Here is a 23,670-nt window from a genome sequence, read left to right on the forward strand (position 1 = left end):
CCCGCGCGGGCGCTACTTCTGGCGTTGGCGGAAGGGGCCCCGGAGCCGTGGAAACCGGGCCCCCGAGGACCAGTCCCGAAGGACGGCTTCGACGGCCGCCTCCTGGGCCCACACCCGCTCGCCCTTCAACACGCTCCTGCCAGACTCGATGCGGACCTCCTTCGACGCCGACGTCTCCGGAACATGTCTCGCGGACCGCGCGTCCCAGGACGTGCCGCCCGTGGCCTTCACCACGCGCGCCACGCACGCGTCGAACTCCGCCCGGGGCAACCAGCGCAGCGCTTCCAACACCCCATCCGCGTGGAACGCCTCCAGCGACGTGGACTTGCCGGTGATGGCTTGAAGGGCCTTCGGCCCCTGCTGTTCGGGGATGAAGGACACGCCCCCGGGGTGCAGCACGCAGTGCCCCTTCTGCTCTTCCTGCCCCCCCTCCTCGAGCGTCGCGGCGAGGATGGCCACCCTCTCCAGGCGCACCCCGCGCCGCGCCGCGCCGCGCAGGGGCGGCTGTCGGTGCAACTCCAGGAGCGCGGCCACTTCCACGGCATCCAACACCGTCCGCGCATGCAGCTGCCGGTCGCCCTTCACGCGCAGGTCGAGCGTGAAGCCATCCACGGTGATGCCACCGTCGGGAATCGTGCCCAATCGCACCGCCTGGGGCGCACCGAAGGCCGGCTTCCAGAGCAACCGCTCGCTGGTGATCCGCACCTGACCGGAGCCCAGCAGGGGCCACAGCAGCGAACGCACGAGCGGCCACAGCACGGACCCCACGATGGTCGCCATCAACCCGAAGGTGACGATCATGAAGAGCGCGGGTGCGGCATCCCGGAGCGAGAGGGGAGCGTCGGCCATCAACAACGCGCCCAACACGCCCAACCCCACCAGCACGAAATAGGGAACCGCGGAGGGGCGGCGTTCCGGATGGGGGATGAGTCCCCGCATCAGACGCCGGCCGGGATGCCAGCGGGCGTCGGTCTCGAAGGCGAGCACCTCGCCCGGGGTCAACTCCCAGCTCGCGGACTGACGCACCCCTGCATCCAGCCGCGTCAGGACCTCTTCGAGGTGGAGGTCCGGAGGCGCCTCGGCCAGGGACTCCAGCCTGCGCCGCGCGAGGACGGTGAGCCGTTCACGCCGCGCCGACAGCTCCCGGGCCTCCCGCCACACGGGCGTGGACTCCTCCCATGCCGCCGTCACCGCGCGACGGTGGACCCGCTCCAGCGCTTCCTTCAGCGCCTCCGCCTGGGCCACGAGCGCGGGCACCAGTGCTGGCCGCTTCAGCAAGGCCCGCCGCCAGCGACGACCGGACAGCAGCGCCTCCAATTCCTCGTGGGGGCTCACGGCCGCGGTGATGAGCTCCGCGCGCCCTTCCAACTGGCGCTCGGCGTCGGACGCCTTGATGAGGCCTGAAGCGTCGGGGCTGGGTCGGGAGCGCTGGGACATCGCGCCGCGAAGCATAGCCTCGCGCGACGCGGGCGTCTGGACACCCGGCCTATTGCCCTGGCTTCTCCAATTCCAGACGTTCGCACTGACGCAGCACCTCCTGCGCGTCGGTGGACCCGGCGGGAGGCGGCGGAGGGCCTTCGAGCCAGGGCACGGGGGGCTGGGTGGGTGTGCCCTCGGACTCTCGGAGGAGCGCGAGCAGTTCCCGCGCCGGGCCCCCCCTGGGAAGCGCGGGCACGGCCTGCAACGGGCGCGGCGCGGCGGCGGGCGCCTCGTGAAGCGACGGAGCGGGACGCACCGTCATGTCGGGGAGGGGAAGCGCGGCGGCCTGGAGCAGGGCCGCGGGGTCGAGCGCGAGCGCCACCACCGCCCCGGGCTCCGCGGGCAGGAGGTCATCCGGATCGAAGCCGAAGGGCACGCCGGGCGGTGCCCTGGGAGGCGTGCCGCCCTCCGGATCCAGGTCGAAGGGGGAAGCGCCGTCCGCCATGGGCACGCACCGCAGCGTATTCAGGCGCGGCGTGGGCGCGTCGGGATCCAACGGCTCCGACAGACGCCGGAGGGCCTCGGGCGCCACGGGAGGTGCCGGTGGCGCGGCGCTGGAAACCTCCAGGCGCGGAGGCCACAACGGCGCCGGCGCCGCCACCGGCAGCAGCGTCACGTCCGGCTCGTGCACGGGCATCGAACGCACCCGCGCCCCGCCCAGGACCACCGTGGCCTTCGCGAGCGCCGCGGCATGTTCGGCCAGCACCCGCTCCGCCCAGCCCTTCACCCAGCGCGCCAGGGCCAGCACCCAGGCCAGGTGGCGACGCGCTCGGAGTGGAGGCACCCAGTCCCCCACGGCTTCGGCTTGAGGAGCACCGCGCGTCATCCGTCCTCCTTCACGGGCATCCGGATGATCAACGGCGTCGTCCCCGTGCCGAGCACCTCCGAATCCACCGCCAGCAGCTCGCCCTCGGCCCGCACCTCCAGCCGGCCCAGTGACTTCGCGGACGGCACGCGCGGGAACTGGAAGTGGCCCTGCGCATCCGTGCGCGTGCTCAGTTGCAGGGAGGGCAGCGCCACCCACGCGCCCCGGATGGGCACGTCCCCGGGCCCCACCACCTGGCCCAGCAGCCCACCCGGAGAGGGAGCGCTGTCCACCAATGACAGACACCGCACCTCCGCCAGGGGTTGCTCCTTGCGCACCTGCACCCGCAGGCGGAAGGCGGGGCGCGGCACCGAACGCAGTCCCGCCCAGAGCGCGGCCGGCACCGGGCTCAGGTCCACTTCGATGTCCTTGTCGCCCATGGCCGCGAAGACCAGGTCGCCCAGCAGCCGGTGCGCGCGCTCCGGCGTGTCCGCGCCCACCGTCACCAGATAGCAGACGGAGAATTGCAGGATGTTCCGCTTGCCGGGGCGAGACAGGGGCGCCGGTCCCAGCTCCAGCAGGTAAAGACAGACACCCCGCTCCAGGGAGTCCCGGTCGGGCACGCCCAGGTACACGGGGGCCTCCGTGGCGATACGGCCTACCCACGCTTTCATGCGTTGATCGACTTCGTCGATCATCTCTTGGCCCCCCGGTTCCCGGCCTGTCCAACGCTACGCCGTGCCTGTCCAGTGTACGCTCGCATGACCTCACGCGTCCGCCCATCACCCACGGGATGGAGTGGGACGTCTTTGACCCGACAGGGATTGAAGACCCCGGGTCACGACGCACGCGGACGTCCCCCATGTCGGGAACCGGGCAGTCCTTCCTCCGCACATCGCGGCATCCCGGAAAGCCCGTACGGGTTTCACACGACATGGCTTCTCTTCCGGGCCGCCTTCCGCGAAAGATGACCTCCGGGCCGGCAACCACCGTGGAACTTTCGTCATGACGATGGACACCCTTTCGATGAGACAACGCACCCCCCTTCTTTCCTCCGGCTTCGCGCTGGGGTGTCTGGCCGCACTCGGCTTCGCCACCCCCGCGCTGGCGGATGACGAGGACGGCAACAAGCACACCCTGGGCCTGCTGGTGGACGCGGGAGCCCCGCACGGCATTGGCGTGTCCGCGGTGCTCAAGCCCGCGAAGTGGGTGCGGCTGCAGGCGGGGCCCACCACCAACACGCTGAGCTTCGGCTTGCGCGGCGGGGTGAGCATCCTGCCGCTGGACACGTTCATCGCGCCGTCGCTCAACGCGGAGGTCGGGCACTACTTCGGCTCCGAGTACAGCGACGTGCTGGACTGGTTGGGCCGCGACCCGAGCACGACGTCACAGGCCATCCGGGACGTCACGTACAACTACGTGACGGGCAGCGTGGGCCTGGAGGTGGGCGCGCAGAGCCGCTTCAACTTCTTCCTGAACGTGGGCCTGAGCTACGTGGCGCTCACGGTGCCCAACCCCACGCCGCTCATCCAGGACGCAGCCAACGACGACACCGTGACGTCGGGGCCGCTGCACGTGCGCGCCACCATCCCGTCGGTGAAGCTGGGCTTCATCCTCTACTTCTTCTGAGCCAGGAGACTCCCCACCATGCGTACGAAAAACTTCCGCACCCTCCTGCTCTGCTGCGCCCTGCCCCTCTTCACCACGGGCTGTGAGTCCCTCTTCACCATCGAGGTGGAGGCAGAGGAGATCTGCAAGACCGAGGACGACCTGTCCTTCCCCGCCGCCTTCCCGGGCAGCGCCTCCGTGGAGCAGGCCATCCAGGTGCCGCTGGGCGACTTCGCCAGCGCGCTGCCCGACGACACCGACGTGGAGACCCAGCTGCGGCTGAAGGTCTTCAACGCCACCGCCACCACCGACATCAGCGGCATCCAGCGCGCGAGCCTCTCCGTGCGCAAGCCGGGCTCCGTGGAGTACGTGCTGCTGGGCGAGTTCCGCGCTTCGGGCAATGGCGGCGCCACGAACACGCTCCAGCTCACCGGCAGCGGCGCGGTGGACGTGCTGGACCTGGCGAAGCAGGAGGAGCTGGAGTTCCTCTTCAAGGCCGAGGGTTCGCTGCCCACGCAGCCGTGGAGCGCGGACGTCCGGGTGTGCGTGGGCGCCAAGGCGAGCGCCAACTACTTCGGCCTGTTGTTCTGACGGACCCCTTCCGTCCCGGCGTCAGGACAGCGCCGGGGCGGGCGCGGGGGGCTGGATGCCCAGGTGTTCGTGGCGCGTGCCGAACACGTTGTCGAAGAACGGATGCGTGACGCACCAGTTCGCGTCCGTCACGCGCCCCAGGTGATGGTCGCAGAGCCAGGGCACGTTGGCGCGGGCCCACGCGGGGTCCAGGTGCGCGCGGCGGTGCACGCGGTGGAAGTTGAACGCGCAGGCCCACACGGTGCCCACGAAGAAGGGGGCCATGGGGAACAGGGGCGCGTGCGCGAGCGCGAGCACGGCCAGGCCCATCCGCTCCCGCCATTCCGTGGCGCGCGTCCACAGCGAGCGCAGGTACGCGTCCGCGCAGGGTGACGCCGCGAAGGACGCATGCGGTGGCGCGGAAGGATTGCGGCGGCCCGGGGCCACGTACCGGCGCAGCGCCCACTCCGCGAAGTTCGAATACGCCCAACCCAGCGGGATGCCAATCATCGTCCCCTCCCCCATCCGCCCCCCCTGGGGATGGACACGCGAAGGCGCGCTGGCAATGCGGAGCGAACGTCAGTGCACAAGCCCCGGAGGGCCCCGTGGGCCGCGAGACAGGCACCGGCCCCCGGGGATGGGACGCAAGCGGACGTTCACGGCGAGGCGTCGGAAGCCGGACGGGACCGCGCGAGGCCCGGAGCACGAGAGAGCACGCCTGGATGCCGATAGGGGCACGAGACGGCGAGGGGCACGACGCCAGGCAGGTCGCCAGAAGTGCGTTGACGAATCCGGTGCGAAGCCCGGCGTGAGTGGATGCATCGCAAGGCAATGGACGCAGGCGCTCCTCCTCAGGGGAAGGAGGGCCGAGCACCCTGGACGAGAGAAGAGGCGAAGGGCTGTGGCCGCTCACGAAGCGGGGGGCTTGGGTGGGGGCGGATCGGGCTGGAAGCCCCCTCCGCGGACAAGGCGTCCGAACCTGTCCTACAGTCGGACAGGTTTCCCAAGGCGCGGCCCGGCACGTCCCTCCGCGCTCTTCTCGTCAGGCTCGCCGGAGTTGAAACCCAAGGCGGAGGGAACCCGGAGCGACCCGCTGTCCGGCTCCACGGGAAGGGCTTGCGCACGGGGATGGAGCGCCCCCGCGCGCCACGGTGTCCGCAGCAGCCGGTGCGATGGGTAACGAATTTCGGGCGACCTGTTCGGGCCGGAAGTGGGGTGGAACACCGCGCTCCTCCGAGAGGGTGTTCACCGCGCGGGGTCGGAAGTTGGACGGAACGCTGCGGGGCCCGTAAGTGGGGAGGGTGGGACGCAAGCGGACCGTGGGCGGCTTCGACATTCCGAGATGGGCGTGGCTGGCGCCGTGCGTGCTGGTGCCGGTGGTGCTGCTCAACGTGGGCGTGGCGTGGCTCGGCGGGACGCAGGTGTCGCCGCTGTCCTTCTCCTTCCTGAAGACGAAGGCGCGGGCGCTGGGGGCCTACGCGGCGCACCGGCCCGCGTGCGTGCTGGACACGCACCCACCGCTGGAGCCGCTCATCGCGGAGTCGGAGCGCCGGCATGGGATTCCGCCGGGGCTCCTGCGGGCGCTCATCCAGGTGGAGTCCGAGACGCGGGTGCACCGCATCTCGCCCGCGGGGGCGATGGGCCCGGGACAGCTGATGCCGGACACCGCGGCGCTGATGCGGGTGGAAGACCCCTTCGACCCGGCGCCCTCCATCGACGCGAGCGGGCGCTATCTGGCGGAGCAACTGCGCCGGTTCCGGGACGTGCGGCTGGCGGTGGCCGCGTACAACGCGGGTCCGGGTTCGGTGAACGGGCACGTACCGCGCAACGGGGAGACGGAGTTCTACGTGGTCAAGGTGCTCGCGGCCTACGCGCACACCCGGCCGCCTGTCCCCGTGGTGGTGAAGCGGACGGTCACGACGTCCCCGACGAAGGCACCGGCGCGGGCCCCCGTGGCGCAGGCCGCCGCGAGGAAGGCCCCGCCGTCCGGTGCGCACGCGAAGCCTCCGGTGTCCCCGAAAGTGACGACGCCCGTGAAGAAGCCCGCGCCCCGGCCAGCGTCCTCCGGGAAGGCTCCGCCCCGGCTCGCCTCCGCACGGAAGCCGTAGGAACCAAGGCGCGAGGTCCATGCGTCCTGGAGGGCAAGCAGGAGTTGTCCCGCGCGCCCTTCACGGACCACCGGATCCGCAGGACGACGTTCAGCCTCCGCGCACGCGGGCCGCCTCGACCCGCGAGGCCTGCAGGCCACTGGCCGCGCCCGTGTCCAGCCACAGCTCCACGTCGCGGTGGAGCTGGAGGAACGACGCCGGGCACCGGGGCGTCACCGGCCCGTGCACCATCGCCGTCACCGCCGCCGCCTTGTTCACCCCGAACGCCAGCACCACCACCCTGCGCGCCTGGAGCACCGCCGCCATGCCCAGCGTCAACGCCGCCATGGGCACGCGCGACGGGTCGTCGCCGAACGCCAGCACGTGCGACAGCCGCGTCTCCCGGCTCAGGCGCGCGCGGTGGCTCGTCGCCGTCAACACCTCGCCCGGCTCGTTGAACGCGATGTGGCCGTTGGGCCCCACGCCCAACAGCAGCAAATCCATGCCCCCGGCCGCCGCCAGCGCCGCGTCGTAGCGCGCGCACTCGGCCTCCGCGTCCGGCGCGCACCCGTCGAGGAAGTGGATCCGCTGCGTTGACAGATTCACATGCCGGAACAGGTGCCGGTCCATGTACGCCCGGAAGCTGCCTGCATCCTCCGGGGGCAGACCCAGGAACTCGTCCACGTTGAACGTCGTCGCCCGCGACAGGTCCAGCGACCCCTTCGCGGCCAGCTCCGCCAGGCCCCGGTACACGTTGAGCGGCGAGCGCCCCGTGGTCAGCCCCAGCACCAGCTCTGGCGTGTGTCGTACGGCCTCGGCGATGCGCGCCGCGCAAGTGCTGGCCGCGTCCTGCTCCGTCTCGAACACGCGTAGGTTCATGAGCCTTCCAGCATACGCCGTCCCGCCCGCCCAGGTCGCGCGCCCCCCAGCCGCTGTGTGCGTTGCGCCGCGCGGCAATGACCGATTAACAGCCCCACGGCACGCGGCCGGCTCCCCGCACGCCCTGGGGGCGGGAGCGTCCCCCGTTGAGCGCTCGGCACAAACGGTCCTCACACGCGGGGCCCGGGTCGGGCTAGAACCCGGCTCATGAAAGTCGCCGTGCTCACCGGCGGGGGTGATTGCCCCGGCCTCAATGCGGTCATCCGAGCCATCGTCCGCCGTGCCAGCGAGCACGGCTTCGAAATGATGGGCCTGCGGGATGGGTGGAAGGGCCTGCTGGACGACAACCACTTCCGCCTCACGCGGGAGACCACCTCCGGCATCCTGCACCGGGGTGGCACCATCCTCGGCACCTCGCGCGTCAACCCGTTCAAGGTGGAGAACGGTCTGGAGCGCGTGAAGCGCGCCATTGAACGCAATGGCATCCACGCGGTCATCGCCATCGGCGGCGAGGGCACCCTCTCCGCCGCCACGCGCATGTCCCAGGAGGGCGTGAGAATCGTCGGCGTGCCGAAGACCATCGACAACGACCTCAACGGCACCGACTTCACGTTCGGCTTCGACACCGCCGTGATGATCGCCACGGAGGCCGTGGACCGGCTGCACTCCACCGCTGAATCCCACAAGCGCGTCATCGTCTGCGAGGTGATGGGCCGGCACGTCGGGTGGATCGCCACCTACGCGGGCATCGCGGGCGGCGCGGACGTTATCCTCGTCCCGGAGATCCCCGCCGACCTGGAGGCCGTCGCCCAGCACCTGCAGCGCCGGCACGCGGGAGGGCGCACCTTCTCCATCGTCGTCGTCGCGGAAGGCACGCGCATCAAGATGTCCGCGAACCAGAACGAACAGCTGGTCACCATGGGCTCCCTGGATGAAGCCGGCCGTCCCCGCCTGGGCGGCGTGGGCAACATCGTCGCCTCCGAAATCGAGCGCCGCACCGGCTTCGAAACGCGCGTGTCCGTGCTGGGCCACATCCAGCGCGGCGGCGCCCCCACGGCGCACGACCGGGTGCTCGCCACCCGGTTCGGCGTGCATGCGTGCGACATGGTGGCCCGCGGCGAGTTCGGCAAGATGGCCGCCCTGCGCGGCAACGAAATCGTCAGCGAGCACCTGGCCGAGGCCACCCGCGAGCTCAAGCGCGTCCCCAAGGAGTTCTTCGAGGTCGCCCAGGTCTTCTTCGGCTGACAGTCGACTTTGACGTACCGCGCCATGCCCTCCTCCACCTGGAGTAGAGGGCATGGCGCCGCGCATCCGGTAGCATCCCTCCCTTCACCCGTTCGCGAAGGGATGGTGCCGATGCTCACCGGTCGCATGATGGACTTCCCGCTCACCCTGACGCACTTCCTGGAGCGTGCGCGCTCCTATTACGGCGCGCAGGAGATCGTCAGCCGCAACCCGGACAAGTCCCTTCACCGCTACACGTACGCGGACTTCCACAAGCGCACGAGCCAGCTCGCCAACGCCCTGACGCGGCTGGGGGTGAAGCCGGGGGACCGGGTGGCGTCGCTGAGCTGGAACCATCACCAGCACCTGGAGGTGTACTTCGGGGTGCCGTCGATGGGCGCGGTGATGCACACGCTCAACCTGCGGCTGCACCCCAAGGACCTGGCCTACATCGCGAGCCACGCGGAGGACACGGTGGTGGTGGTGGACCGGTCGCTGCTGCCGCTCTTGGAGAAGTTCGAGAAGTCGGCGGCCTGCATCAAGCACGTCATCGTCATCCCGGACGACGGCCCGGTGCCGGAGGGCCGGCTGGACTACGAGAAGCTGCTCGCGGCGGAGTCGGACACGTTCGCGTTCCCGCGCCTGGATGAGAACAGCGCGGCGATGCTCTGCTACACGTCCGGCACGACGGGCAACCCGAAGGGCGTGCTCTTCAGCCACCGCTCCATCGTGTTGCACACGCTGGTGTGCTGCCTGCCGGAGGTGCTGGGCCTCCGGGACACGGACACGGTGCTGGCGGTGGTGCCCATGTTCCACGCGGCCGCGTGGGGGCTGCCCTTCGATGCGTTGCTCACGGGGGCGAAGCAGGTGCTGCCCGGGCCGCACCTCGACCCCCAGTCGCTGCTGGAGCTGATGCGGGACGAGAAGGTCACGGTGGCGGGCGGTGTGCCCACCATCTGGCTGGGCATCCTGGCGCAGTTGGACCGCGAGCCGGGCAAGTGGGACCTGAGCGCGATGCGCCACATGGTGATTGGCGGTTCGGCGGCGCCGCCGTCGCTCATCGACGGGTTCCGCAAGCGCCACAAGCTGGAGGTGCTGCACGCCTGGGGCATGACGGAGATGAACCCGGTGGGCACGCTGGCGCGCCTGAAGGGGGACCTGCACACGGCGTCTCCGGAGGCGCAGCTGGATGCGTATGCGTCGCAGGGCTATTCGGTGCCCTTCGTGGAGACGCGCCACGTGAGCGACACGGGCGAGGTGTTGCCCTGGGACAGCAAGGCGATGGGCGAGTTGGAGGTGCGCGGGCCCATGGTGGCGGCCTCGTACTTCGGGGACGAGGGCAAGGACCGCTTCACGGCGGACGGCTGGTTCAAGACGGGCGACGTGGTGACCATCGACCCGGCGGGCTACCTGCACATCACCGACCGCAGCAAGGACGTCATCAAGTCGGGTGGCGAGTGGATCAGCTCGGTGGCGTTGGAGAACGCGCTGATGGCGCACCCGTCCGTGTTGGAGGCGGCGGTGTTCGCGGGCCGGCACTCCAAGTGGGACGAGCGTCCGCTGGCGGCGGTGGTGTTCAAGACCGGGCAGGAGGCGACGAAGGCGGAGCTGACGGCGCACTTGGAGAAGCAGTTCGCGAAGTGGTGGCTGCCGGATGACTTCCTCTTCGTGCCGCAGATTCCGCGCACGTCGACGGGGAAGTTCCTGAAGATGAAGCTCCGGGAGGACTTCGGGGACCACCTGCTCAAGGCGTCGGTCGCGTCCTGAAGGGGTTGAAGCAACCGCCGGGCACCTGACACCCGGGGGCCCCTCGGGGCCGGCGGCTCGCGCTGGGGCGGGGCTGGAGGTACGGTAGGCAGGTGATGCCCTCCGTCCAACAGCTCCGCCCGTTCGCCTACGCCCCCGTCCAGGCGTTCCTGGAAGCCTCCGGACCGGTGGTGCTCATCCAACAGCCCCCGGAGCCGGTGTTCCAGCAGGTCGCGTTGCGACTGGCGGAAGCGCGCACGGTGGGCATGGCGCACCGGTCGCGGCTGGTGGACCGGTTGCTGGTGATGCTCCAGGGATTCGATTCGCTGGAGGTGCACTTCCTTGCGCCGGAGTCGGACGGACAGGAACTGCGGGTGGGGCGCATGGAGGGGTGTGCGCTGATTGTGCACGACCCGTCGGTGTCGAAGCAGCACGCGGTGCTGCGCTGGCACGAGCAGCAGGGGACGTGCTCGGTGCACGACCTGGGTTCGATGAACGGGACCTGGCTGAACGCGGCGGCGCTGGGCGAGGGCGAGGTGCGGCTGCTCACGGACGGGGACGCGCTGTCGTTCGGCGACGCGCAGTTCCTGTACCTGCGGGCGGAGACGCTGCACTCGCACCTGCGGCTCGCGAGCCCGGGCGGCGGGATGTGAGGGGTCAGTCGGCGGCGGGCAGTTCGCGGTAGGTGACGTCCGCGGGGCCCAGACGCTGGATGACTTCGACGAAGCGCTCGCTGACCACGTACAGGTTCGCGCCTGCGACGCCGAAGACGTCGAGCCCTTCCGGGATGGACGAGCGCAGCAGCCAGCGCTTCGGCGGCAGGTCGAACGACTCCGGGCGGCCGCAGATATCGCACGGAGGCGTCTTCCATTCTCCGATGCAGTCCGGGTGCAACCTTGAGAGAGGCCGGGCCTCCAGTTGGTAGAGCGCGGGACTCGTGCTTCGGCGAGACCTGAGTTCCATCCGGACAGCGATGACGCCGGTCAGACCTTCTGCATTTAGGAGATCGACCGCGTCCTCACGGAGGATCACCACCCAGGAGGGCCAGCAGGTAACGGGGCCAAACCTGCCTCGCATTGATCCGACCATGGGCCCGAACGAACTCCCTCCCTTGATGGGAATTTCGGGAGCAACGAAAGGACGGATCAGGGATACCAGTCGTATGTACTCGGCGAAGTTCGTAGGCCCTGTCACTTTCGCGAGCGTGGGCTCCTCCAAACCCGAGAGGTCCACTGAAGGATAGGCCCCCATTCCCGCCCAGCTTCCGCACTTGGGACAATCCACTCCTGGCAGGTGCCATCGGTGACTGGCTCGATACTCACCACTCCAATGTCCCGGCTCATCCCACTGCGGGCTTCTGATTTCGAAATAACGCACGTATCAGTCCTCGAAGGGCACGGGCATGAGGTCGACCTGCTGCCAGTACGTCATCGACAACCCGAAGAGTCCGTACTTCTGAATCATCCACGAGGCATGCTCGAAATGGAGTGGGATGTCGGCTCTACTCCCCCGCGCTTCGATGAAGTCATTCCAATCCTGGTTCCAGGGTCCACCGCGCTCCCCTCCGTGGATGCGCGCATGCACCTCCGCATCCACCGCCAGGACGTACTTGTGGATGTTGATCTTCTTGCCGTCAAAGTGCGCCTTGAACGCTTGAGGGAAGATGTGGTGCCGCTCCTTGGGCCGCTTCGCCCACTCCTCCCGAGCCTTCTCCCGTCGCAGCTCGCTCGGCAGCTTTTCGCGCGGGTGCCAGCGGAATGACGGGCACCGCGTCGCCCGGCACGCCCTGCGCACTGCCCCACGTCCGTTGAGGTCCACTCCCCGGGGCCACGAACACCGGCGCGACCGGTGCGGCACTCCGCGTGCGCACCACCCGATTCGGGTCCAGGTCCTCGCACCGGAACAGGGCGCAGACACCCTCCTCGCACACGTGCGTGAGGCACTGGTCCTCGCCGCTGGCCTCGCACTCCCACGCCGCCTCGTCCATCCTCGCCCACTCCTGCGTCGGGGAGGGCACCGAGGCACAACTTCCCAACACGACCACCCAGGGCAACAGCCACCACGCGCGCATCCCGCCTCCAGAAGCTGAGCCTTCTATCTTCCAGGGATTCCCCGTTCAGACCATCAGGTGCGCCGTGACTCAGGCGAGCGGCCACGGTGTCGGAGGGACAGCGCGCTGTCAGGGGCTCCGTTATCCTCGGGCTCCCTCACTTCGAGGGCGGCCCCGGACCTCTTGAGCTCGGGACGTGACGGAGAGCGCGGAAACGATGGGAAGGCTCCTGGTCCTGCTGTTCGTCTACCTGGGCTCGTACCTCGTGCTGCGCAGGCTGTGGCCCGCCGTCACGCGCGGGTGGCGCCATGGCGTGCTGCTGGGCCTGATGGGGCTCGCGTTCGTGGCCTGGACGGTCCCCGCGCTCACCGGCTACGGCCTCCACGACACGCCCGCGCCCCTCGTGCCGGTGAAGCTGTTCGCCGTCATCTGGAGCATCGCCGCGCTGATGGTGATGCTGCTGGGCCTGCCGTTCCTCGTGCTGAAACTCTGGGGCGAGCGCCGTCGCAAGGCCGCGCCTCCCGGCGTGGACCTGGAGCGCCGGGGCCTGCTCGTGAAGGCCGGACAGGCCATGCCCGTGCTCGCGGTGACGGGGAGCACCCTGGGCGTCGTGAGCGGCAGCCTGGGCTTCACCGTGCGCGAGGTGGAGGTGAAGCTGAAGGGCCTCCCCGCCGCGCTCGACGGCTTCCGCATCGGGCAGATCACCGACGTCCACGTGGGCCCCTTCATCAGCACCGACTACCTGCGCGGCGCCGTGGACGCGATGAACGCGGCCGGCGTGGACCTCCAGGTGATGACGGGCGACCTCATCGACGACGTGAACCAGGTGGACGCGACGATGGCCGCCCTGGCCGCGAACACGGCCCGCCACGGCATGCTCGCCATCCTCGGCAACCACGAGCACTGGCGCGGCCTGGAAGAGGTGCTGGGTGGCTACGAGGCCCTGGCCCAGCGCGGCGCCCCCGTCCGCCTGCTCGTGGACGAATCCCACGTGCTGGAGCACGGCGGACACCGCGTGCGCGTGGTGGGCGTGGACTATCCCATGTCCGGCCGCAGCCACACCGTGCGCGAGGCCCGCTGGAAGCACTCGGCGGACACCGCGTTCCAGGGCGGACAGCCGGATGACGTCGTCATCTGCCTGTCCCACCACCCGGACTTCTTCACCTACGCCGCCGAGAAGGGCGCCCGCCTGACGCTCGCCGGACACACCCACGGCGGACAAGTGGCCTTCCTGGGCATCCCGCTCTTCGGCTTCGCCTTCAAACACATGCTCGGGCGCTACCGCTTCCGCGACAGCCACCTCTACGTCTCCGGCGGCACGGGGCACTGGATGCCCTTCCGCATCGGAGTGCCCCCCGAGGTCACGCTGCTCACCCTGCGCAGCGCCTGACCTACCGGAAGCGCACGGCCCCGACTTTCAACGCAGCCCGACAACGCGACCCGCCAATGGCGGGATGGCACCCCTCTGTCTCAGACACGTTTACATGGAACATAATCCATAGTATTTAAAACGTGTTTTCAATGAGGGGGCCGTTTAATGCGAAATTCCAAGTTGTGGACCTGCGTCGCGGGTGCGCTCACCTTTTTGTCCGTGGGATGTGGCCCGGAGGACGGGCCGGAAGAAGCTCCAGCGAGCGCGCTCATGGAGCTGGACAGCTGCAAGGGGCAGAACACGTTGCCGGACGGCGGCAAGTACGTCGTCGACAACGACTGGAACACGGTGGGGGCGCAGGACCAGACGGGCTACACCGGCATCGACTCCAACAAGCCCAATGATCAGGGGGTCATCAACGCGGAGAAGAACGCGGCGGCGGCGCTCGATGGCGGCGGCTGTATCTACGGCGCGCACGGAGGGAATCCCGCGACATGCGGAGGCCAGACATCCGTGCAGGGCCTGCCCAACGACACCAGCCAGACCATCTTCCACCCCGAGTACCACCCGGAGTGCCTCGGCAAGCCGCTGATCCTGAGCGTCTGCTTTTCCGGCGCGACGGGCACGGGTGGCTACCAGCCAATCTCCTCGGTCATCGCCGGGAACTACAACGTTCCCCCTGAGCAGGTCGTCGCGTGCACGGGCTCGGTGAGCCCCGGCGTCCCGATGAAGTGCTACGGCACCATCGTGGATGGCAACGGCAAGCCCATTGGCGACCAGAAGATTGGCGGCCTGGACTTCGTGCAGACCCGCGGCGAGCCGGGCCCTGGGGATCTGGTCCGATGCGATCCCGCGCAGCCGTGCCCGGTCTGCACGCCGGACGCGGGCGTGGATGCAGGCACGGACGCGGGTTCTGACGCGGGGACAGATGGCGGCACCCGTCCGGACGCAGGCGCAGGCGATGCGGGCACCGACGGCGGCAGCCATACAGACGCGGGCGTGGCGGACGCAGGCGTGAGCGATGCGGGCACCGATGGCGGCATTCATACAGACGCGGGCGTGGCGGACGCAGGCGTGAGCGATGCGGGCACCGACGGCGGCATCCGCCCGGACGCAGGCGTGGCGGACGCGGGCGTGAGCGATGCGGGCACCGACGGCGGCATCCGTCCGGACGCGGGCGTGGGCGATGCGGGCGGCGGCACGGGTTTCGACGCGGGCGTCGTCGTCCACGACGCGGGCGTCATCCTCCTCTAACGCACCGTCTTGCGGTCCAGGCTCCATGGCACCGTCCAGGTGTTATGGGGCTTTTTCACGCGCGACCGCCCGGGCGCGGACTCCGGCTCGCGAACCGGCAGCCGCCGAGCTCTACTGTCCGTAGCCCCGGAACTGTTCGAACACGCGCGCCATCTCCGCGTCGTCCAGGATGACGGGCCCCCCCACCTGGAGCGCGCGCAGGTACATGGCCGCCAGCGTCTCCACCTCCACCGCCAGCTTGTAGGCCGCGGGCAGGTCCACGCCCGCCGCCACCAGGCCGTGGTTCGCGAGCAGGCACGCCTTGCGGCCCTCCAGCGCCTTCATCATGTTCCCCGCCAGCTCCGGCGTGCCGAAGGTCGCGTACTCCGCGCACCGCACGTCCGTGCCTCCCGCCGCGGAGACCATGTAGTGGAACGCCGGGATGCCACGACGCAGGCACGCCAGCGTCGTGCTGAACATGCTGTGCGTGTGCAGCACCGCGCCCACCTCCGGACGCGCCGCCAGGAGGTCCCGGTGTAACTGCCACTCCGAAGACGGCTTGCGCGCACCCACGTGCGTGCCGTCAAAGCGCATGAGCACCAGGTCCTCCGGCGTCATCGTCTCGTAGTTCATCCCTGACGGTGTGAGCAGGAAGCCGCCCTCCACCCGCTGGCTCAGGTTGCCCGACGTGCCCTGGTTCAGGCCCGACGTGTTCATCCGCCGGCAGGTGGCCACCATCGCTTCGCGCAGTGCACCGTGCCCGCTCACTTCGCCGGCCTCCGCTCCGGGAAGAGCGACAGCAGCCCTTCCTCTGACGCCGCGCACACGCCCCGTTCGGTGATGAGCGCCGTGACGAGCCGCGCGGGCGTCACGTCGAACGCGTAGTTCGCGGCGGGACTCCCCGGCGGCGTGATGCGCACCGTGGCGACCTCACCGGACGGCAGCCGTCCCGTCACGTCGCTGAGCTCCGTGCCTTCGCGCTGCTCGATGGGGATCTGCCTCACGCCATCGTGAATCGTCCAGTCCACCGTGGGCGAAGGCAGCGCCACGTAGAACGGCACGCCGTTGTCCTTCGCCGCCAGCGCCTTCAGGTATGTGCCAATCTTGTTCGCCACGTCACCGTGCGCCGTCGTGCGGTCCGTGCCCACGATGCACAGGTCCACCTGCCCGTGCTGCATCAGGTGGCCGCCCACGTTGTCCGCGATGACCGTGTGCGGAACGCCGTGCTGCCCCAGCTCCCACGCCGTCAAGAGCGCGCCCTGGTTGCGCGGCCGCGTCTCATCCACCCAGACGTGCAGCGGCATGCCCGCGTCGTGCGCCAGGTACATCGGCGACAGCGCCGTGCCCCAGTCCACCGTCGCGAGCCACCCCGCGTTGCAATGCGTGAGCACGTTCAGCCGACCCTTGCGGCCCTTGCGGTCCCACGCGTCCTGGAACAGCTTCAGCGCGTGCCCGCCAATGGCCCGGTTGATGGCCACGTCCTCGTCGCACAGCGCCGCCGCGTGCCGGTACGCCTCGGCCCCCCGCTCCGACGGCTTGAGCGGCGTCAGCACCCGGCGCATCCCCTCCAGCGCCCAGTGCAGGTTCACCGCCGTGGGCCGCGTCTCCCGCAGCAGCGACAGCGCATGCTCCAGCCCCGCGTCCGATGCGTCCTCCCGCATCGCCAGACACACGCCGTACGCCGCCGTGGCGCCAATCAGCGGCGCGCCCCGCACCACCATGCCTCGGATGGCGTGGGCCGCCTCCTGCGCCGTGGAGAGCTTCACCTTCACGAACGCGTGCGGCAGGCGCGTCTGGTCGATGATGCCCACGGTCCAGCCGTCGGCTTCGACCCAGATGGAGCGCGTTGGCTCGCCTTGGACTTTCATCGCCGTGTCTTCCTTTCAGCGCTTCAGGACACGGCCCGCCACCGCGGAGAGCTTCTCCACGAGGGCAGGGTCGCGCACGTCCGGCGAGGTCATGATGGCGTGGTCCAACGCCGTCTGGCAGCCCCTGGCGCAGGGACCTTCATGGCGCCCCACGAGCGCCGCGACGTTCTTCACCAGCGCGCGCGCCTTGCCCGCGTTGCCCAGCAGCACCGCCACCACCTGGTCCACCGTCACCGCGTCGTGGTCCGGATGCCAGCAGTCGAAGTCCGTGACCATGGACACGCTCGCGTAACAAATCTCCGCCTCCCGGGCGAGCTTGGCCTCCGGCATGTTCGTCATGCCAATCACGTCGCAGCCCCACTGCCGGTACAACTGGCTCTCCGCCAGCGTGGAGAACTGCGGCCCTTCCATCACCAGGTACGTGCCGCCGCGCACGGCCTGGATGTCCAATCCCTCGCACGCCGTCATCACTGCATCGCCCAGGCGCGCGCACGTGGGCTTCGCCATGGACACGTGCGCCACCAGCCCCGTGGAGAAGAAGCTCTTCACCCGCGCGAAGGTGCGGTCCACGAACTGGTCCACCACCACGAAGGTGCCCGGCTTCAGGTCCTCGCGCAGGCTGCCCACCGCGGAGATGGACAGGATGTCCGTCACGCCGCTGCGCTTGAGCGCGTCGATGTTCGCGCGGAAGTTCAGCTCCGACGGCGGAATCCGGTGCCCCCTGCCGTGGCGCGGCAGGAACACCACGGGCTGGTCGCCAATGCGCCCGAAGCAGAATTCGTCCGACGTCTCCCCGAAAGGCGACGCCACCCGGCGCCACGACACGTCCGTCAGGCCGTCAATCTGATACAGGCCGCTGCCGCCGATGATGCCCAGCACGGGCTTGTTGGAACTCGACATGGGTGCGGACTCCGGCTCCAGGAAGGGACGGCTCAAACCTGCTCAGGACACGCGCACGAACGAACCGAGCGACGTGAAGTCAGGAAACGTCGGGTGCCCGTGCCCCTGGGGAACGGCCACCTCGCCCCGGTCCAGGCACGCCGTGCGCAGCCCCGCCTGCCTGGCCGCGTCCAGCTCCGCCACGCTGTCCGACAGGAACAGGATGTCCCCCGGCGACAGCGCCAGCGCCTGGGCAATCTTCGTGTACGACGCGGCCTCCTGCTTGGGCCCGGTGGTGGTGTCGAAGTGGCCGGAGAGCAGCGGCGTCAGGTCCCCCTCGATGCTGTAACCAAAGAGGAGCTTCTGCGCTGCCACGCTGCCGGAGGAATAGACATACAGGCGCAGGCCCCGCCCGTGCCACGCGCGCAGCTCCCGGGCCGCGTCCGCGTACACGTGGCCCTTCAGCTCGCCGCGGGCGTAGCCCTCCGCCCAGATGAGCCCCTGGAGCGTCTTCAGGGGCGTGGCCTTGCGGTCCTCGTGCAGCCAGCGATGGAGCAGCGCCACCGTGCCCACGTCGTCCAGCCCGGGCTCACCCGCGAGCGTGCGGGCGTCGGACAGACACTGGCGCACGGTGGACTGCTGGCCGTGCAGCGCGACGTATTCCGCCAGGTGCTTCCGGGCGAAGGGGAAGAGCACGTCCCTCACGAAGGCGACGGAGCTGGTGGTGCCCTCGACGTCGGTGACGATGGCGATGGGGCCGCTCATGGCGCGTACTTCGGGAAGCGCTCGGCGATGGTCTCGCCGGTGAAGTGGCCCACCCAGCCGTCCGGCCGGATGAAGAACCGGATGGCGGCGAACCGCGGCGCGGGCCCCATGTCGAACCAGTGCCTCAGGCCTTCCGGCACCCGGATGAGGTCGCCCCGGGTGCACACCACCTGGAAGACCTTGTCCTGTGCGTGCAGATAGAAGCAGCCGCTGCCCTCCACCATGATGCGCGACTCGTCCTCCGCGTGGGTGTGTTCGGAGAGGAACTTCTGGCGCGCCTGCTCCACGTTGGCCGCGTCCGGCTGGATGCGCACCACGTCCACGGTGTTGTACCCGTGGGCCTTCCGCTCCGCGTCCACCACGTGTTGGTAGGCCGCGAGCACCTCGTCCTGGCCCGCGCCGTCTGGCAGCGCGATGGAGGCGTCCACGCGCTCGAAGCGCACGCCAAGGGGGGCCAGCTCCCGGCCGATGTCCGCCGGTTCGGTGAAGCGGCCCAGCGGCTCCTCCGGGGCGTGTTCCTTGTAGACCGTCAGGTGGCTCATCGCCGCACCTTCATCTTCTCGAGTTCGTACGTCAGCAGGTGTTCCAGCGCCACCACGTGGCGGCGCGCCTCGGCCATGCTCCGACCCCAGGTGTACAACCCGTGGCCGGCGATGAGATACGCGACCAGTTCCCTCCGCTGCTCCAGCATCGCCGTCACCTGACTGGCGAGCCGGGGGATGTCCTGGTCGTTGGGGAGGATGGGAATCGACACCGCCGCCTCGTGCGTGCGGGTGTCCCCCAGCGCCTTGAGCAGCTCGAAGTCCTGGAGCACCAGCTCGCCTTCGGACTGCCGCAGGTTCGACAGCAGCGCGGACACCACGGAGTGCGTGTGCAGCACCGCCTGGGCGTCCGGCCTGTCGCGATACAGTTGCAGATGCAGCGGCGTTTCCGCTGACGCGCCCTCCGGCGGCGGCGCGTGGAGGTCCGCCACCAGCACGTCCGCCTCCACCAGTTCGCCCTTGTCCACGCCGGAGCGGGTGACGGCGGCCGAGCGGGCGTCCAGCCGGCGGGAGAAGTTGCCGCTGGTCGCGGGCACGAAGTTGCGCACGCTCAGGAAGCGACCCACCTCCACGATTTCACGGGCGGCTTCGGACAGGGAGGTGGCGGGGGCCGGGCTGACGCTCATCCATCCCTCGGGGGAACCAGGACGCGATGCCTCATCGCGCTGCTGACACGGAGCATAACCGGCGGGCGCGAAGGAACGCGACGAGGGACCTCAAGACTCCGAGGGGCAGCGAACAGACTCAGGTGCCGTCGAGCGCGAACGTGGCCAGCCTCGCGAATTCCTTCAGGCCATCCTGCTCCAGCACGTCGTTGTGGCCCGCGCGCGGCACCGTCACCACCGTGGCGTGCGGGAAGCGTTGACCCAGCGTGCGGCCCATCTCCACCGGGACGACCTCGTCCTGTTCACCGTGGATGACCAGCACCGGGATGGTGATGCCAGGGGCCTTGGTCAGGGACTCGAAGCGGTCGCGCACCAGCAGCGTCGCGGGCAGGAAGGGCAGCATGCGCTGGCCCATGGCCACCATGGACGTGTACGGCGCCACCAGCACCATGCGGGCGCCGTATCCGCGCCGCGCCATCTCCACCGCGACGCCGGTCCCCAGGCTGCGGCCACTCAGCACCACCTGCTCCGGCTTCACGCCCTGCTCGCGCAGGAACTGGAGCGCGGCCTCCGCCGCCGCGTACAGGCCGGCCTCCGAGGGATTGCCCCCCGACGCGCCGTAGCCCGGGTACTCCACCGCGAGGAACCCCACGCCCGCATCCCCGAGCAACTGGCCCAGTTCCCGCTGGCCCAGCAGCTGTTCACCGTTGCCGTGGAAGTGCAGCACCGTGGGCGCTCCCGGCGGCGCGGGCAGGTAGAAGGTGTCCACGTTCAGCCCCGCCGCCAGCGGCACCTGGCCGAAGCCCGGACGGCCCTGGAGCGCCTCCGGTTCGGAGCGCGGCGCGGGGTAGATGAGCGAACGCTGCGCGGCGAAGGTCAGCGCGCACAGCGCGAAGTACAGCATGCCGGAGATGAAGATGAAGGCCATGAGCAGGCGGCGGAAGCGTTGCACGCCGCCAGTCCATCACATCGGTGGGATGTTGAGTGAACCTACCGCGCGCTTCCTCCACCGTCGGGCCCGCGAGCATGTCCCCTGCACGGAGTCCGAGGGCAGACAGTGGAGCCCACGGGAAGGCGCGACGGTCCCCCACTCACGTGAACATCCCCAGCGGGGTGCCTGCCGAGTAGCCCGGGAACACCTTCGACAGGTCCACGCCGGGGCGACATGCGCGCAGGGCCTCGGCCAGCGGTGCGCGCACGTCCGTCCATGACGGGACATCCCGGCCGTCCTGCAGGTGGTCCGGGGTGAGTGATTCGAAGCGCCCGTGGACGCGGCCTCCCTTCACGCCGCCCCCCAGCGCGAGCATCACCCCGCCCACGCCATGGTCCGTGCCCTGGTTGCCATTCTCCTTCACCGTGCGGCCGAACTCCGTCATCACCACCACTGTCACCGCGTCCAGCCTCGGGCCCAGGTCCGCCGCGAACGCCGCCAGCGCGCCGCCCAGCTCGTCACAGCGCTTCGCGAAGGCCCCCTGCGCCACGCCCTGCGCGACGTGCGTGTCCCATCCGCCCATCTCCGTCGCCGCCACCTCCAGCCCCACGTCGCCCTTGAGCAGCCGCGCGATGTCCTGGAGCCTGCGCGCCAGCGGCGTCCCCGGGTACGTCACCCCGGGCGACACGGGCAGCTTCGCCAGCCGCGCGCCGTCCAGCCGCGACATGGCCTCGAACGCGTCCGCGCCCGCGCCCTTGAGCGCCCGGTCCACCGCTCCGGCGTAGAGCGCGGAGAAGCCCTGGCGCGCGTCCCCGCCCTGGCGCAGCCGGAAGTCTCCCAGTCGCCCCATCGCCAGCGCGCCGGCATTCCCATACAGCGCTCGCGGCAACGTGGGTTGCAGCGCCACCGCGCGCAGCGGTGCGTCCGAGCTCGCGTCCTCCAGCGCCCGGTTGAGCCAGCCATCCGCCGTCGACTTGCGGCCCGGGGTGCCGGACTCCAGGAAGTCCTGCGCGTCGAAGTGCGAGCGCGGCGCGACAGGCAGCCCCACGCCGGGGAGCACCGCCAGCCTCCCCTGCTCCCACAACGGCATCAGCGCGCCCAGCGCCGGGTGCAGGCCGAACACACCCTGGAGCTTGAGCGCGGCATGGTCGCCCTGGAACTTGAGCGCCAGCGTGGGCCTCGCGCGTTGATAGGCGTCATCCTCCACGGGGGGCACCAATGACAGACCATCCGCGCCGCCTCGCAGAAAGACGGTCACGAGCGCGCGGCGGGCGGGCTCGGTGGGACTGGCGGCCAGGGCCCGGGCGAGGAAGGACGGAGCCAGCACGAGGCCCGCGCCCGTGAGGCCCAGGGCCTGGAGGAACCGCCGACGGTCGAGGTTCGCGGTCATTGTTTCTGGAACTCCGGCGAGCCGAGCAGCAGCCCGGCGATGAGGGCCACATCCACGGGAGGCGCTTCGTCCACGGCGCTCGCGGCCTCCCGCTTCTCCGACAACGCGGCGAGGATGGTCGCGCGCGTCTCCTCCGACGGCTTCGCTCCCAGCAGCGCCCGGCCCAGCCCGTCCACCCACTCCACCGAGGAGGGCGCCTGCTTCGGCGCGAACGCGTCCCATGACACCCGCGCTCCGGGCAGCCGGCCGCCCACCAGGTCCAGACCGAAGTTGAGCCGCGCCACCAACGCGCCGCTGTTCACCCACGGCCCGGCCACCTCCGGGAAGCCCGTGGGCGCGGGCGCGCGGTAGAGCGGCTCGCCCATCAACGCCAGGTGGCGCAGGAGCTTGGGCGTCACCTCCACCTGCGCGTCCGTCGCCCGCAGCGCGGACACCACGTATTCGAACGGGGTCTTCACCTTCGCGGCGTAGGTCTGGGGCGACTGGAACTCCGGCGACAGGAACAGCGCGCGGTACACCTTGCGCAGGTCTCCCTTCGATTCGAGGAACACCTTCGCCACGCGGTCCACCAGCTCCGGCGGCGGCGCGTCCGCGACGAAGCGCCGCGCCAGCTTGAGCGCCACGTGGCGCGCGGTGGATGGGTGGTTCGCCAGCAGGTCCAACACCCTCTCGCCGTCCTTCTCCCCCCCGCCCGAGGGGATGGCCTGTCCCAGCACCACCTTCGCGTCCGCGTCGTGCGCCACCGGGCGGAAGAGGAAGTCTGGCTCCTTGCGCGGCTTGCGGACGGTCCAGCCGGTGAAGCAGCGCGCCACCTCGCGCACGTCGTCCTGCGTGTAGCCGCCGTCCACGCCCAGCGTGTGCAGCTCCAGCAGCTCGCGCGCGTAGTTCTCGTTGAGGCCCAGCTTCGGCTTCGCCTCCTCGTCCTCCGCGCCGTCGTCCATCATCGGCGCGAGCGCGGCGGCCTGCTGGCGGCGGAAGCGCTTCGGGTGGCGCAGCTCCTCCTGGCTCAGGCCCTCGCGCGTGCTGCGCCAGTTGTCGAGGTAGAAGAGCATCGCCGGGTGGTGCGCCGTCGCGCCCAGCAGTTCGCGGAAGGTGCCGAAGACGTGCGGACGGATGGCGTCGCGCTCGTAGGCCGTGGCCATCCACTTCACCACGCCCTTGTCCTCGGAGACGTTGAAGTGGTTGAACCAGAAGTCCACCAGCACCTCCTCCAACTGGCGGGGACTCTCCACCGCGCGCAGCACCCGCGCCGAAGAGCGCTCGAAGACGACGCGCGCCGGTCCCCGCTCACGCTTCTCCTCGCGAGGCATCTCCTGCGGCGGCCGTGGGTAGTCCTCCACCAGTTGCTGCATGGACATGCCCAGCGTGGGGAAGGCCTGGAGCTTCGCTTCGAGGCCCGCTGGCAACGCGGCGTTCGACGCGGGCTGGAGCTGGGCTTCCACCCACCCGTCCACGCCCAACCGCTTCACCTCCGCGAGGTCCCGGGCTGACGGGCCGTAGGCCAGCCGTTGCAGCACGTGCACCGCGCGGGCTTCGTCAAAGGGGGCGGCGGGTGGCGCCTCACGTGCCGCGACCTGCGACCGGGACGCACACGACAGGCACAGGGCCACCAGGGGCCAGACAGGGAGGGCGCGCAT

The 23,670-nt window shown here is 70.2% G+C and carries 23 protein-coding genes and 1 pseudogene; 8 read left to right on the forward strand and 16 right to left on the reverse strand.

All coding sequences use genetic code 11. From position 1 onward, the window contains the following. Nucleotides 1-12: 12 nt before the first annotated feature. Genes OV208_RS00745 through OV208_RS00755 form a run of 3 tightly spaced genes read right to left on the reverse strand, consistent with a single transcriptional unit; the run spans nucleotide 13 to nucleotide 2,958 of the window. Complete coding sequence (locus OV208_RS00745; RefSeq protein ID WP_267571852.1) at nucleotides 13-1,437, reverse strand: hypothetical protein; 1,425 nt, start codon at nucleotides 1,435-1,437, stop codon at nucleotides 13-15. 49 nt (nucleotides 1,438-1,486) lie between these two features. Then, entirely contained in the window at nucleotides 1,487-2,305 is an 819-nt protein-coding gene (locus tag OV208_RS00750) for a hypothetical protein (protein WP_267571853.1), read from the reverse strand. Continuing rightward, entirely contained in the window at nucleotides 2,302-2,958 is a 657-nt protein-coding gene (locus OV208_RS00755) for a carboxypeptidase-like regulatory domain-containing protein (RefSeq protein WP_267571854.1), read from the reverse strand. Before OV208_RS00755 ends, OV208_RS00750 begins: the two co-directional genes overlap by 4 nt. A 352-nt stretch (nucleotides 2,959-3,310) precedes the next feature. Here OV208_RS00755 and OV208_RS00760 point away from each other — a divergent pair, with 352 nt between their 5' ends. Together OV208_RS00760 and OV208_RS00765 are read left to right on the forward strand one after the other, a co-directional pair. Then, complete coding sequence (locus OV208_RS00760; protein ID WP_267571855.1) at nucleotides 3,311-3,913, forward strand: hypothetical protein; 603 nt, start codon at nucleotides 3,311-3,313, stop codon at nucleotides 3,911-3,913. An 18-nt stretch (nucleotides 3,914-3,931) separates the two neighbouring features. After that, entirely contained in the window at nucleotides 3,932-4,483 is a 552-nt protein-coding gene (locus OV208_RS00765; protein WP_267571856.1) for a hypothetical protein, read from the forward strand. A gap of 21 nt (nucleotides 4,484-4,504) precedes the next feature. On the opposite strand, the gene OV208_RS00770 is transcribed toward OV208_RS00765, so the two are convergent. Beyond that, nucleotides 4,505-4,972: a hypothetical protein gene (locus tag OV208_RS00770; RefSeq protein ID WP_267571857.1), complete on the reverse strand. Its 468-nt coding sequence runs from the start codon at nucleotides 4,970-4,972 to the stop codon at nucleotides 4,505-4,507. A gap of 791 nt (nucleotides 4,973-5,763) precedes the next feature. Between OV208_RS00770 and OV208_RS00775 the strand changes: the two genes are divergently transcribed. After that, nucleotides 5,764-6,570, forward strand: a complete 807-nt coding sequence (locus tag OV208_RS00775; protein ID WP_267571858.1) for a lytic transglycosylase domain-containing protein — start codon at nucleotides 5,764-5,766, stop codon at nucleotides 6,568-6,570. 90 nt (nucleotides 6,571-6,660) lie between these two features. On the opposite strand, the gene OV208_RS00780 is transcribed toward OV208_RS00775, so the two are convergent. Further along, nucleotides 6,661-7,428, reverse strand: coding sequence for a glucosamine-6-phosphate deaminase (locus OV208_RS00780; RefSeq protein ID WP_267571859.1), 768 nt, complete (start codon nucleotides 7,426-7,428; stop codon nucleotides 6,661-6,663). A 207-nt stretch (nucleotides 7,429-7,635) separates the two neighbouring features. Here OV208_RS00780 and OV208_RS00785 point away from each other — a divergent pair, with 207 nt between their 5' ends. The 3 genes from OV208_RS00785 (at nucleotide 7,636) to OV208_RS00795 (ending at nucleotide 11,051) form a co-directional block, all read left to right on the forward strand. Further along, a complete protein-coding gene (locus OV208_RS00785; protein WP_267571860.1) occupies nucleotides 7,636-8,673 on the forward strand; it encodes a 6-phosphofructokinase in 1,038 nt (345 codons plus the stop codon). A 111-nt stretch (nucleotides 8,674-8,784) separates the two neighbouring features. After that, complete coding sequence (locus OV208_RS00790) at nucleotides 8,785-10,419, forward strand: long-chain fatty acid--CoA ligase (protein WP_267571861.1); 1,635 nt, start codon at nucleotides 8,785-8,787, stop codon at nucleotides 10,417-10,419. A 95-nt stretch (nucleotides 10,420-10,514) separates the two neighbouring features. Continuing rightward, entirely contained in the window at nucleotides 10,515-11,051 is a 537-nt protein-coding gene (locus OV208_RS00795) for an FHA domain-containing protein (RefSeq protein ID WP_267572785.1), read from the forward strand. Between the two features lie 4 nt (nucleotides 11,052-11,055). Here OV208_RS00795 and OV208_RS00800 read toward each other — a convergent pair whose 3' ends face one another. Both OV208_RS00800 and OV208_RS41315 read right to left on the reverse strand, forming a co-directional pair. Further along, nucleotides 11,056-11,775, reverse strand: a complete 720-nt coding sequence (locus tag OV208_RS00800; protein ID WP_267571862.1) for a double-CXXCG motif protein — start codon at nucleotides 11,773-11,775, stop codon at nucleotides 11,056-11,058. 3 nt (nucleotides 11,776-11,778) lie between these two features. After that, nucleotides 11,779-12,469, reverse strand: a pseudogene (locus OV208_RS41315) (TIGR02269 family lipoprotein). 196 nt (nucleotides 12,470-12,665) lie between these two features. On the opposite strand from OV208_RS41315, the gene OV208_RS00810 reads away from it, so the two are divergent. Together OV208_RS00810 and OV208_RS00815 are read left to right on the forward strand one after the other, a co-directional pair. Further along, a complete protein-coding gene (locus OV208_RS00810) occupies nucleotides 12,666-13,838 on the forward strand; it encodes a metallophosphoesterase (RefSeq protein ID WP_267571864.1) in 1,173 nt (390 codons plus the stop codon). Between the two features lie 147 nt (nucleotides 13,839-13,985). Continuing rightward, nucleotides 13,986-15,074, forward strand: a complete 1,089-nt coding sequence (locus OV208_RS00815; RefSeq protein ID WP_267571865.1) for a hypothetical protein — start codon at nucleotides 13,986-13,988, stop codon at nucleotides 15,072-15,074. Nucleotides 15,075-15,185: 111 nt separating this feature from the next. Here the strand turns inward: OV208_RS00815 and OV208_RS00820 are convergent, their stop codons facing one another. The 9 genes from OV208_RS00820 to OV208_RS00860 form a co-directional block, all read right to left on the reverse strand. After that, a complete protein-coding gene (locus OV208_RS00820) occupies nucleotides 15,186-15,821 on the reverse strand; it encodes a class II aldolase/adducin family protein (protein ID WP_267571866.1) in 636 nt (211 codons plus the stop codon). Further along, nucleotides 15,818-16,921: an S-methyl-5-thioribose-1-phosphate isomerase gene (gene mtnA / locus OV208_RS00825; protein WP_267571867.1), complete on the reverse strand. Its 1,104-nt coding sequence runs from the start codon at nucleotides 16,919-16,921 to the stop codon at nucleotides 15,818-15,820. Before mtnA ends, OV208_RS00820 begins: the two co-directional genes overlap by 4 nt. Nucleotides 16,922-16,936: 15 nt before the next feature. Further along, nucleotides 16,937-17,821 carry an S-methyl-5'-thioadenosine phosphorylase gene (locus tag OV208_RS00830; RefSeq protein ID WP_267571868.1) on the reverse strand — a complete coding sequence of 295 codons (885 nt, stop codon included), beginning with the start codon at nucleotides 17,819-17,821 and terminating at the stop codon, nucleotides 16,937-16,939. A gap of 42 nt (nucleotides 17,822-17,863) precedes the next feature. Beyond that, nucleotides 17,864-18,565 (reverse strand): acireductone synthase, encoded by a 702-nt coding sequence (gene mtnC / locus OV208_RS00835; RefSeq protein WP_267571869.1) that lies wholly within the window; start codon nucleotides 18,563-18,565, stop codon nucleotides 17,864-17,866. Beyond that, entirely contained in the window at nucleotides 18,562-19,107 is a 546-nt protein-coding gene (locus tag OV208_RS00840; protein WP_267571870.1) for a 1,2-dihydroxy-3-keto-5-methylthiopentene dioxygenase, read from the reverse strand. Before OV208_RS00840 ends, mtnC begins: the two co-directional genes overlap by 4 nt. Next, nucleotides 19,104-19,733: a methylthioribulose 1-phosphate dehydratase gene (locus tag OV208_RS00845; protein WP_267571871.1), complete on the reverse strand. Its 630-nt coding sequence runs from the start codon at nucleotides 19,731-19,733 to the stop codon at nucleotides 19,104-19,106. Before OV208_RS00845 ends, OV208_RS00840 begins: the two co-directional genes overlap by 4 nt. Nucleotides 19,734-19,851: 118 nt before the next feature. After that, nucleotides 19,852-20,664 (reverse strand): alpha/beta hydrolase, encoded by an 813-nt coding sequence (locus tag OV208_RS00850; RefSeq protein WP_324291327.1) that lies wholly within the window; start codon nucleotides 20,662-20,664, stop codon nucleotides 19,852-19,854. Between the two features lie 139 nt (nucleotides 20,665-20,803). Beyond that, complete coding sequence (locus tag OV208_RS00855; RefSeq protein ID WP_267571872.1) at nucleotides 20,804-22,033, reverse strand: DUF1501 domain-containing protein; 1,230 nt, start codon at nucleotides 22,031-22,033, stop codon at nucleotides 20,804-20,806. Further along, nucleotides 22,030-23,670 carry a DUF1800 domain-containing protein gene (locus tag OV208_RS00860; RefSeq protein WP_267571873.1) on the reverse strand — a complete coding sequence of 547 codons (1,641 nt, stop codon included), beginning with the start codon at nucleotides 23,668-23,670 and terminating at the stop codon, nucleotides 22,030-22,032. Before OV208_RS00860 ends, OV208_RS00855 begins: the two co-directional genes overlap by 4 nt.

The organism is Corallococcus sp. bb12-1 (genome assembly GCF_026626765.1).
Taxonomy (GTDB): Bacteria; Myxococcota; Myxococcia; order Myxococcales; family Myxococcaceae; genus Corallococcus; species Corallococcus terminator.